This is a genomic window from Microbacterium sp. MRS-1, from assembly GCF_000585455.1.
Lineage (GTDB): Bacteria > Actinomycetota > Actinomycetes > Actinomycetales > Microbacteriaceae > Microbacterium > Microbacterium laevaniformans.
The window spans coordinates 1-9,213 of the sequence record NZ_JAUF01000096.1; the positions used below are offsets into that span (position 1 = coordinate 1).

The window sequence follows — 9,213 nt, forward strand, 5'->3', positions numbered from 1 at the left end:
TCATACGCAGCCGGGCTCTGCCTCTCCGCAGCCTTGCAATGGATTTAGCAACACGGCCTAGGTCTGCAAGAACGGTGGGCGTGTGACGCTGGTCCCAGTCAGCGCCGGGGACGGAGGTGGTGACGGAGCGTCCGAAAAGGCTCTGGGCGACTTCGAGACGTGCAGCCTCAGAGCGGAAAGCGAGCAGCGTCACGTCGTCGAGGAATGCAAGGTCTTCGCGGGTCTGCGCATCGCCGAGCGTGATTCCGCCGAACGGGTGCACGCGGTAACCGCCGAGACGCGCGACGAGTTCGCGCTCAGCGACGGTCGCGGCGGGCGGCGCCCATTCTCCTTCTGTGAAGCTCTCTGGTCCGACCGGTCCGCGCACGAGCGCGGAGACGTGAATGAAGGTGTGGTGTCGTGTCATACGGACGTGTAGGCGGCTGAGCCTTCGCGCGGTGAAGGCGGCTAGCTCAGACCGCCTCGTCGGTGTCGAGCGGGCGCCAGTCGAGGATGCTGAGCAGCTCCTCCGCCTCGGGTGGCCCGTATCCCCCAAGGTCCACGAAATCACGCTCCAAGGCACCCAAGCGCTCATCGACGAGATGACCGCGGACCCGCGTACCGGTCGGCACGAGCCATTCCAGTCGCTGCCGCATCTCGGTCGGCAACTCGTCACCGTACGGCGCCCTCATGACGACGACCAGCTCGTCGTAGTCCCCGTCCTTATCCGCGAGCCGAGCGATTCCATTGGCCATCTCGTCGGCGTCGTACTCCGTGACCATGGCCCGGAGCGGCTGATGCGGAACGACGCCCATCCGGGTCATCGCGACGTGGTCGGTGTCGCTGTGCCCGAAGATGACGACTCGGTCGTGCGGGACCGCGGCGTACAGGCGGCTGAGCCGCTGCTCCCAGTCGGAAAGGGCTACGTGAGCACCCCAGCCGAGGCGGACGAAACCGCCGCACTGCTCCAGGATGAGCCGCTCAGCGATATCGAAGGGCGCGCGAGGGTGCGGCGCCCAGATGGCGCGCGAGTGCAGAGCCAAGACTGTGGTCATGCGGGCCTCCGGATGTTCAGTAGGTCGAGAGCCTGAGCGACGTGCAGCGGTGTCAGCCCGAGGTGCGTGAGGCGAGTGGGACTGAAGCGGGGGTGCACGTCGAGGGGCGCGCTGCGCTTCAGTAGAACGGTCGTCAGGTAGGCGGCGCCGGGGTTTCGCTCCACGAGGTGTGTCCACGTCTCCTGCACGAGCGGGATGCCCTGATACATGAAGAACCGCCGCGCCCCGGCCTCGTGCTGAGGCGTGTAGACGGCGACTTGGGCACCCGCGGCTCGCGCGTAGGTGAGAGCGTGAAGCGCCGTGGCGGAGTACACCGCACCGTCGGCTTCCAGCAGCTCATCGTGTTCGCGGACGATGACCTCCATGAGCCGCTGGAGCTGCCCACGCTTCCATGCGGCGAGGCGCGGCTGAGCGGCATACGCGACGACGGTCGATTCGACGATGATGAGTCCCACTCACACCCCCACGAGGTCGAGCGCACGGCATGCGATGTCGTGTGCGAAGCGCAGTGGCGGGCAGGTGACCGCGGCGAAGTCAGGCGCAACGACGATGCCGGAGTAGCGGTGCACGATGTGGATGCCCCACCCGGCGAGCACTGGACTGAGGTCGGCGTAGCGCGCGGCCTGGTGCTCGGGGACGTAGATGCCGACCTCAGCGACGTTGTCGCGGAGCATCAGCAGCCCGTCAAGGGCCATGACGCTCATCGCGAAGGGCGCGAAGTCGGCGGTCAGGTCGCGATGCGCGAGCGCCTGCGCGATGGTCGCGAGGTCGGTGTGCTCATCGAGGGGTAGCGCGATGCACTCGGCAGCAATGGTGACGGCGTATTCGGTCATCGGGGCACATCCCATTCATACAGGTGCAGCGGCGGCACGAAGTCTGCGCTCCGGTCGAGTCCGCGCTGCGCGACGACCGCGGCATCCGCCGGTTCCCGTTCTTCGCGCCATGTGCGCCAGGTGACGGTCACGCCCTGCTTACGCAGGTACTCGCCGGTCCCCCGCTGAAGGTCGGAGAACGGCACATAGACGACAACCTCGTGCTGTTCCATGAGTCGCCACAGGCGTTCGAGCGCGGCCAGGCCGATGCGAAAGGCGTCAGGACTACCCTCGGCTGCGATGCGGCGCGCGTCGTCGGCGCCCGCGACCAGGTGGAGGACGCGCTTGTCGAGGACGACGGCGGTGGAGTCGATGAGGATTCTCACGCGGCGGCACCCGCCTTCGACTGCTCAGCAGCCTTGACGACGCGCCAGACCGTTCGCTCGGAAACAGAGAAGGCTCTCCCTGTCTCGCGAGCTGATGCCGTTGCGCTGAGGCCATCGGCGAGCGACGCCTTGTACAGGCGCACTAGGCGAGTCTTGGATGCGGCGTCGAGAAGCTCCGGCCGTCCAAAACGCACACCCTTCTTCATCGCCTCCTCCCGGCCCGCTGCCGCCCTACTGAGGAGCACGGAGCGCTCCAACTCAGCGACAGCCGCGAGCAGGTGGACCAGCAGACGCCCAAGAGGGTTGCTCTCCCCCGGCACGATGACAATGCCCTCACTCAGCGATTCGAACTCGACGCCGTTCTCAGCGAGCTGGTCGAGCCAAGTGAGCAGGGCGGCAGGGCGGCGTCCGGCTCGGGCCAACTCGGTCACGACAATGCGGTCCCCGTGACGGGCGTGCTGCATCAGCTCTGAGCCGCCGGAGCGCCCGCGGAGCGCGGAGTCTCCAGTCCACTTGTCGGTGAAGACCTTCTCGCATCCGGCGGCTTCGAGCGCGGCGAGCTGACGAGCGTGGTCCTGCTGTGCGGTCGAGACGCGTGCGTATCCGAGCTTCATTTTTCGACCCCGTTTCTCCCGGCAAATGTCATAGGTTTGGCCGCTCTTCTGTGGCCCGTCGGCACCGTCATCGCGGAGCCGATTCGTTCACCACCAGATGTCAGCGGCGTAAGTCAGCTCGCGACTCCGCCAGTTGTTTTCTGAACTTCTGCCGCACTCGGTGACGAATGACAATGTATATGTATCGCACTCTCGCATAGATTGTCAAATGTCACCATGTGGCGCAGTAGTCTCGTCACGTGTCACCACGTCCCGCCATCCCGCCCGGAGAGCATGGCGTTGTCCGCGTGCGCGAGGTCACAGCGTGGTCCGCCATTCCCCCGCCGAAACCGTTCGCAGCGACAACGCAGTGGCATGACCCTGCGACCGGGAAGCTCCGCGCACTCAGGAAGTTCGGCGACTCCCCCGCCGAGGCTGAGGCGGCGCTGATGGAGCTTGTGGAGCAGCGGCGACGCGAGAGCGCACCGTCACCGTTCCGGACGCTCCGCGAGGCTGTGGCTGCGTTCTACGCGGGTTCGGGACCGGACCGATGGTCCGAGGCGACGGCCGCGACGATGGCCAAGGCCCGCGCTCACCTTGATGCGATGGGCAGCGAGCCCTGGCCGGTGTCCGACGAACGTGCGGCGGAGCTGTGGGGCGACGGTAGCCGGATGGACGAGCTGGCCCTCCGGCTACTGAGGGCCGTGCGGCGCGGCTGACCTCTAGAACGCATCCAACGATGGGTCCGCATGAGCGGCCTCGTAGTCTGCGTACGCGTCGTGGATTACAGCTTCCGCGTTGACGTTCTGCTGCGCCGCCGCGCGAAGGTACTCCAATACAGCTTCGACCTCGTTGTAGCTCCTCCCCTCATCCGTCATGGCGCGCGCCAGCTCCTTCTCCTCAGGGCGAGCCTGAGACTGGGCATCCTCGACCGCGTCGAGTTCCCTGAGTGCAAGCCGCAGGAACACGGACGAATCGAGATGTACACCCGCGCTCTTCGTCAGGGCGAGCGCCGATGACACCGCGGACCGCGCGTGAGACCGGCCGGTGTTGAGTGCAGCCGCATAGACATGCCCGGCGATGATGTGAGAACTCGACTCACCACTCATGCCGCACTCCCGAGCGTCGAACGCTTCCGCCACTTCAGGGTCGGCGCGTAGTGCCGCACCTTCTCCTCGTAGCCGAGTTCGATGAGTTCACGCCGCGTCGGCTGCGCGTACCCAAGTCCCGCACGAAGCGCGAGCGCCATCATCTGCCGGTCGCGTCGCTCATAGCTCAGGTGCCTGTAAGGCATGGCCGCGATGGCCTCACCGCGCAGCGCTTCTAGATTGTCAACCCACGTCTTCACGTCGGACGCCATGTGGGGTGTCTCGATTCCTTGCGCGCGGTCATCAGCGAGTCGCTGACCCAGTACGAACAGCTCACGAGCGCGGAAGTGAAGTGAGAGGTGGTTTCGCCCATGAATCACGACTCCGGCGCCGCGCCGGGGACCGTACGTGCAGTCGAAGTGGATGTCGTCGGGCCGCACATTGCTCCGTGTGTACGGGAAACCAGTGCTCACCTCGCTCTTGCTATTCGTGGGCAGGTACCACGGCTGCGACTTAACGGACACCCACCACAGCGATTCACCGCGACTGCCCTGGAAGTGGCCGTGTCGGTTGCGGTCGTTGTCGTCCAGGCCGTCCAGACCGAAACCGCGCCGGTCGCGGAACCGCTCTGGACGGTCTCGGTCAGACGAGAACTCCGGGCCATACCCATCCTCGTTGTAGCCGTCGGCATCGAATCCATCAGCATCGCGCACCGACCCATCACGACGCACGCCGTCTTTGTCGAAACCAGCCAGGTCGTAGCCGTCACGGTCGTATCCCTGGTCGTCCCAGCGGCCGTACCGATACCCGTCCGCGTCCTTTTCATCTCGGTCGAGTCCGTGCTTATCCCAGCGAGTACCGGTCTCAGGGTGCGTCCCATCTCGGAGGAAACCGCGCCAGTCGAGTCCGTTGCGGTCGAACCCCGCTCGGTCGCGTCCGTCGCGGTTGTACCCCTGACGGTCGAAGCCGTTTCGGTCATATCCGGCTTCGCTGTAGCCATCTCGCCGAAGCCCGGCAATGTTGAAGCCCAGCTCGCTGTAGCCCTCGCGGTCGAAATGCTGCCGGTTGAACCCTGCCTCGTTGAACCCGTCCTCGTTGAAGCCGTCTTCGTCAAAGCCGCGCCAGTCGTAACCAGCCTCGTCGCGCTCTTCGCCGGTTCGAATGTGAATGAACTCGCAGTCGAATCCTCGCGCGTCGATGCCGTCGAGGTTCGGGTCACCCGCTGCCCAGAATCCGCGGCGCTCGTGGAGCGTGCGCAGTTCCTTGTAGGAACGGTCGCCGTACTGAGCTACGTGCGGTGCCCAGCGTTCGTCGAACTCAGCGAGTTCTTCAGCGGTTGCGCGGTTGAACGTGATGTACGCGTTTGCGTTGCTCGATGCGTTCATGGTGTCTGACGAGGTGAGGTCTCACTCGTCCCTTTCTCTTGATGCCTCATATCGGGCTGCCACAAGAGAAGGTGACATCTGACACTGTATCACGGGTTTCTTAGGACGAAGCGGAATGCCCTTTCGCGGTCATGATTTGGCGCGCACACACGGTGACAAGCTCCGCCAGCGCCCAGATAGACACGCCGAGGTCCACGTCCATTTGCACGATTCCCCAGCTTTCCTCCTCGCCCCATCCGGTGACGACGAACGAGCCGTGGGAGTAGGCACTCAGCTTCCCCCATGTCTTCTCTAGCTCAGAGACGACACGGGTATCCGTGTCGTTGCGTCGCCAGTACGTGAGCTGCGCAGAGTGCGTCCAGTAGCGCGTCGGCGGCTCGTTGCCGGTCCGCACCTGGTAGGCCTTACTGAATGGGCGCTCAGCGGTGTCACGTTGCTTTCTCCAGTCTGCGTCAAGAACCAGGAGATACGCGTCATAGAGCTTGTCGGGGTCTTCAGTCAGATATCGAAGCATCGTCCCTGCTTCGATGGCAGACCGAAGATGAGGGAACTGAAGTGTCGGCCGCAACCCAGCGAGTGCGTCGAGGGCGTCGGCGGAGTCGTTCAATGACGTGTGAAGCTGCGCGTAGGCCTTCGTTGGCGTCATCGCGGCGATGACCGGCTGCCGCATCAGTTCGATGTACGGCGCGGCAGGGTCAGGCTCAACTGCGAACGCGTCGTCGAGCTGCCTCAACGCACGCCGTAGCTCGTTGCGGGGCGTCTGAGTGAGGTCTTCCACATCATCCTGTCGTTACGCGGGAAGAGTCAGGCCCGCGATTGCTCTTGGGCCTGACTCTCGTCAGCGCCGCGCCAACTTCCCACCGCGCACTGTCACCATGACTGGCGGAGTGACGCAGAGGTTCAGGAGGACGCATCCGCCCAGCCCGATTCTGCGAATGTCTGCATCCACGATGTCGAGATGGGTCTGGATGACCTCATCCATAAACCCGAAGCCGCGAAGCTCCTTGACGACCTGCTCCCTCGAATCGAGGGAGTAGTTTCCGAACTCGTAAGAGTTCATTGTGGGGGCGCTCGTAGCCATGGTGGCCGTCCTTTCCTGTAGTGAGCGGCCCGTGCCACCGAAGTCCGGCGACCGGGAACATTCCTCTACAGGTCAGATGAGTTACCCCGCACTCATCCTGCCACATATGGCGAGACTGACTTCTGACAGACGCCAGAAACAAAGAAGGCCGGACCTGCGATTGCTCACAGGTCCGGCCGCTGTCGTCACGGGCGGAAGACTTCGACGACCTGACGCCCCGGAACCGAGGAGTTCATGAAGTACGTCGAGTCCGCCCCGAGGAAGTCGAACACGTTCATCTGCATTGAGATGTACTCGTCGCTATACCCGTACTCGCGGAGTCGCTTGACAGTCTGGTTCCGCACGAGTGCAGAACCGCTGAGTCGAACAACGTTCGTCTCGATGATGGGGTGGGCGCTCTTAGCCATGGTGGCCGTCCTTTCCTGTAGTGAGAGCGGCCCAGCCACCGAAGTCCGGCGACTGGGAACAGTCCTCTACAGGTCGGGGAGCGTTACCCCGCGTTCATCCTGCCATATGTCGCGTACCGGAGATACGCCGCGTTCAGCTCCGTAAGTTCGGAGCGCATGTTCTCGCCGCAGCGACGCACCAGCTCCACACCGAACGCCTCACCGTTGGCGAACCAAGCCTCCTCGATGACCGCGCCTCCATGAACAGCCTCACTGAGCTTCCAGTACAGGTCTGGCCCCTTCTTGCTCGCGTGGAGCCACCGCGCCGCAGCCCCGGCGTTCAAGGTCCACCGCTTCAGGGGTGGCTTAGTGCGCTTCGGAGGCGGGTCTTGGAACACCTCCGGTTCGCCATCCAGTTCTTCGAGTGTCGGGATGAGGGCTGTCAGCTCGGCAATCTCATCGGCCTCAGCCCCGGTCATCTTGCCCGCGAGGCCAAGGTCGTACAGCCGTGCCGCGACGTAAGCCTTCACGCGCTGCCCTTGGAGCGTCGGGACGACGATTGCGCGGGCGCGCCCGATGACTTCAAGTTCCATCCGGGTGAGCGCGAACGCGGCTTCGACGCCGAGATGCGTCACGACCTTCTCGCGGTACACGTCGTGGAACATCTCGGCCGCTTGGCGACCGAGAACAGCGGCTCGCCCCATCAGTGTTCCGACGTAAGCAGCAATGCCGGGCGCGATGCGCTCGTCAGAAGCGAGCCATCCGCTCTCGTGTATGAGGAAAGCCCACTCGTCGCTCACTGCTTCGCGAGCCGGGAAGTCGGGCGCGATTTCATCGTCGGCGAGCACCAGGCTGTTCAGCCAATGCGCCTCCCAGTCAAAGCTAGGCAGCCGCGTGGCTTCGACAACTCGCGTGAAGAGCTGCTGAAGTTCATGAAGGTCACGCCGGGTCAGTCGCCGCGTAGGGTCTATCCAGTCGTCAAGGTCTGACGGCGGAGCAGGCGCAGTGGAGCGATGCATGTCACACGATTCCTCGGCGCGCTGAAGGTAGAACAGTGCCTCCGCTTCGAGTTCGGGACCGCGGTCTGTAGCATCCCCGAGGTCACGAATCGCCTCATAGACCGGCATGTAAGCCTCAGCGACATCGGCCTCGCTCAGAACGCTTCCCCTGCGTCGCTCGCTCTCCGAGTCAAGGACTCTCAGGAGGAGGGAGTACCGGCCTGCATAGTCAGAGTTCGTGTGAAGCATCTCGCGGAGAATCCGCCGAAGCTCCGCACCTGAGAGGTCGTCGATGTCTCGTGCCACATATCGACACTATTGGCATCACATCACGCGTGCCTGCCGCACCGCGTTGCGAAGAACAGCCTGCTCGCGCTCGGTCAGCGAGCGCATACGCCCCGCGCCATCGTGACCAGCGAAGATGACCGACCCGAGAAGCATGCCGTCACCGAAGTCCACGCCGTACGCGCGTAGAACATTCGTACCCAGCTCATTCGGTTCCGCCTGTGAGTAGAGATACTCATCGTCCAGCCACGCGTCCACCGTGTCCGATTCGAGTGTCACCCGGTCCACGAAGCGGCAATCAAGCGCGTTCCGTAGCGCCGTGAGATGCGTCGAGCCGCCAGGGTCCGCGACCAGGTCGATGGCCTCAGCTCGCGTCGAATCAGGTCGGATGATGAACGCTCCCACCGGCATACGGTGAGGCTACGGCTGACCTCCGACGGTCAGCTCGGGAGCCACCGCTTCAGGAGAACACGGAGGCGATTGCCAAGGGTCGGCGCTTGCGGATGCTCCGAGTCTGCGGGCGTCACGCTCGCACGAAGCGCCTCCGCTGCGGTGCTCACTGCGTCGCGGGCGGCGTCCAGGTTGGTAGCTGCTGCCTCCAGCTCGGCTGTCGCCCGCGTGTTGGATTTGAGCGCCTCAGTCACCTGCGCCTGAAGCTGGCGGAGCTTCTCGTCCGTGCGGTCAGAATCAGCCTTCTGATACTTCACGAACCCAGCAGTGATGAGGATACCGGCAGCGCTCAGTAGGACCGGTCCTGGCCAGAGCCACCCCATCGGCGGCATCGCTGTCATGAATGAGCCGACTACGAGCGAAGGTAAACCGACCCCGTTCGCAATATAGGCACCCTTGTGCGCGCTGATATCCGCGCTCCAGGTCGTCTTCTTAGGCGGCAACTCAGGCAGATTTTCGTCGGTCACGTACTCAACCTATCGACCTGTGGAAAAGTCGCACGCACGCCCATCCCCCGCAGTACCTTCTCGGCATGAGCCGACTCGATGGGGCTGACGAACTGCTCGACCTCGCGCTTCCGCGCTGCACGAGCTGCCTGCATCTGCTCATCCCGCATCCGAAGCTGGACGCCTGGCTCTGCGAGCACTGCGGCCTAGGCCGTGTTGCTAAATGCTGTTGTGGGGCGGGTGGGCGATCCTTGAGGTGTGTCGCGAGA

The 9,213-nt window shown here is 64.1% G+C and carries 16 protein-coding genes; 2 read left to right on the forward strand and 14 right to left on the reverse strand.

Annotation, left to right across the window (positions count from 1 at the left end; genetic code table 11):
* The 6 genes from AS96_RS15815 to AS96_RS13740 all read right to left on the reverse strand — a co-directional run.
* Positions 1-406, reverse strand: a 406-nt coding sequence (locus tag AS96_RS15815) for a hypothetical protein (protein WP_231477280.1), incomplete at its 3' end; no start/stop codon positions are given.
* A 46-nt stretch (positions 407-452) separates the two neighbouring features.
* Entirely contained in the window at positions 453-1,034 is a 582-nt protein-coding gene (locus AS96_RS13720) for a hypothetical protein (protein ID WP_036290902.1), read from the reverse strand.
* On the reverse strand, positions 1,031-1,489 hold the full coding sequence (locus tag AS96_RS13725; RefSeq protein ID WP_036290906.1) for a hypothetical protein: 459 nt from the start codon (positions 1,487-1,489) through the stop codon (positions 1,031-1,033). Before AS96_RS13725 ends, AS96_RS13720 begins: the two co-directional genes overlap by 4 nt.
* Entirely contained in the window at positions 1,490-1,867 is a 378-nt protein-coding gene (locus tag AS96_RS13730; protein WP_036290908.1) for a hypothetical protein, read from the reverse strand.
* Positions 1,864-2,232: a hypothetical protein gene (locus tag AS96_RS13735; protein WP_036290910.1), complete on the reverse strand. Its 369-nt coding sequence runs from the start codon at positions 2,230-2,232 to the stop codon at positions 1,864-1,866. The genes AS96_RS13730 and AS96_RS13735 overlap by 4 nt, the downstream gene beginning before the upstream one ends.
* A complete protein-coding gene (locus AS96_RS13740; protein WP_036290912.1) occupies positions 2,229-2,846 on the reverse strand; it encodes a recombinase family protein in 618 nt (205 codons plus the stop codon). Before AS96_RS13740 ends, AS96_RS13735 begins: the two co-directional genes overlap by 4 nt.
* Before the next feature lie 428 nt (positions 2,847-3,274).
* Here AS96_RS13740 and AS96_RS13745 point away from each other — a divergent pair, with 428 nt between their 5' ends.
* Positions 3,275-3,544: a hypothetical protein gene (locus tag AS96_RS13745; RefSeq protein WP_155947599.1), complete on the forward strand. Its 270-nt coding sequence runs from the start codon at positions 3,275-3,277 to the stop codon at positions 3,542-3,544.
* 3 nt (positions 3,545-3,547) lie between these two features.
* Here AS96_RS13745 and AS96_RS13750 read toward each other — a convergent pair whose 3' ends face one another.
* From AS96_RS13750 to AS96_RS13780, 8 genes are all read right to left on the reverse strand, one after another.
* The gene (locus AS96_RS13750) at positions 3,548-3,934 is read right to left on the reverse strand and encodes a hypothetical protein (protein ID WP_155947600.1); all 387 of its coding nucleotides are present in this window, start codon (positions 3,932-3,934) and stop codon (positions 3,548-3,550) included.
* Positions 3,931-5,298: a hypothetical protein gene (locus AS96_RS14785; protein WP_051498895.1), complete on the reverse strand. Its 1,368-nt coding sequence runs from the start codon at positions 5,296-5,298 to the stop codon at positions 3,931-3,933. The genes AS96_RS13750 and AS96_RS14785 overlap by 4 nt, the downstream gene beginning before the upstream one ends.
* Before the next feature lie 100 nt (positions 5,299-5,398).
* Positions 5,399-6,076 carry a hypothetical protein gene (locus tag AS96_RS13760; RefSeq protein WP_036290918.1) on the reverse strand — a complete coding sequence of 226 codons (678 nt, stop codon included), beginning with the start codon at positions 6,074-6,076 and terminating at the stop codon, positions 5,399-5,401.
* Between the two features lie 60 nt (positions 6,077-6,136).
* Positions 6,137-6,379, reverse strand: a complete 243-nt coding sequence (locus tag AS96_RS13765) for a hypothetical protein (RefSeq protein WP_155947601.1) — start codon at positions 6,377-6,379, stop codon at positions 6,137-6,139.
* Between the two features lie 185 nt (positions 6,380-6,564).
* A complete protein-coding gene (locus AS96_RS14790; protein WP_051498896.1) occupies positions 6,565-6,786 on the reverse strand; it encodes a hypothetical protein in 222 nt (73 codons plus the stop codon).
* 83 nt (positions 6,787-6,869) lie between these two features.
* Positions 6,870-8,069, reverse strand: coding sequence for a hypothetical protein (locus tag AS96_RS13770; protein WP_036290922.1), 1,200 nt, complete (start codon positions 8,067-8,069; stop codon positions 6,870-6,872).
* An 18-nt stretch (positions 8,070-8,087) separates the two neighbouring features.
* Positions 8,088-8,453, reverse strand: coding sequence for a DUF3846 domain-containing protein (locus AS96_RS13775; protein WP_197017313.1), 366 nt, complete (start codon positions 8,451-8,453; stop codon positions 8,088-8,090).
* Positions 8,454-8,488: 35 nt separating this feature from the next.
* The gene (locus AS96_RS13780; protein WP_036290927.1) at positions 8,489-8,965 is read right to left on the reverse strand and encodes a hypothetical protein; all 477 of its coding nucleotides are present in this window, start codon (positions 8,963-8,965) and stop codon (positions 8,489-8,491) included.
* A 65-nt stretch (positions 8,966-9,030) separates the two neighbouring features.
* On the opposite strand from AS96_RS13780, the gene AS96_RS15820 reads away from it, so the two are divergent.
* The coding region (locus AS96_RS15820) for a hypothetical protein (protein WP_231477281.1) at positions 9,031-9,213 on the forward strand (183 nt) is incomplete at its 3' end.

What these genes read in the sequence shown, in the direction of transcription:
- AS96_RS13720 (WP_036290902.1), bottom strand. Translation starts at nt 1,034, where the DNA reads ATGACCACAGTCTTGGCTCTGCACTCGCGCGCCATCTGGGCGCCGCAC.
- AS96_RS13730 (WP_036290908.1), bottom strand. Translation starts at nt 1,867, where the DNA reads ATGACCGAATACGCCGTCACCATTGCTGCCGAGTGCATCGCGCTACCC.
- AS96_RS13740 (WP_036290912.1), bottom strand. Translation starts at nt 2,846, where the DNA reads ATGAAGCTCGGATACGCACGCGTCTCGACCGCACAGCAGGACCACGCT.
- AS96_RS13745 (WP_155947599.1), top strand. Translation starts at nt 3,275, where the DNA reads ATGGAGCTTGTGGAGCAGCGGCGACGCGAGAGCGCACCGTCACCGTTC.
- AS96_RS13750 (WP_155947600.1), bottom strand. Translation starts at nt 3,934, where the DNA reads ATGAGTGGTGAGTCGAGTTCTCACATCATCGCCGGGCATGTCTATGCG.
- AS96_RS14785 (WP_051498895.1), bottom strand. Translation starts at nt 5,298, where the DNA reads ATGAACGCATCGAGCAACGCAAACGCGTACATCACGTTCAACCGCGCA.
- AS96_RS13765 (WP_155947601.1), bottom strand. Translation starts at nt 6,379, where the DNA reads ATGGCTACGAGCGCCCCCACAATGAACTCTTACGAGTTCGGAAACTAC.
- AS96_RS14790 (WP_051498896.1), bottom strand. Translation starts at nt 6,786, where the DNA reads ATGGCTAAGAGCGCCCACCCCATCATCGAGACGAACGTTGTTCGACTC.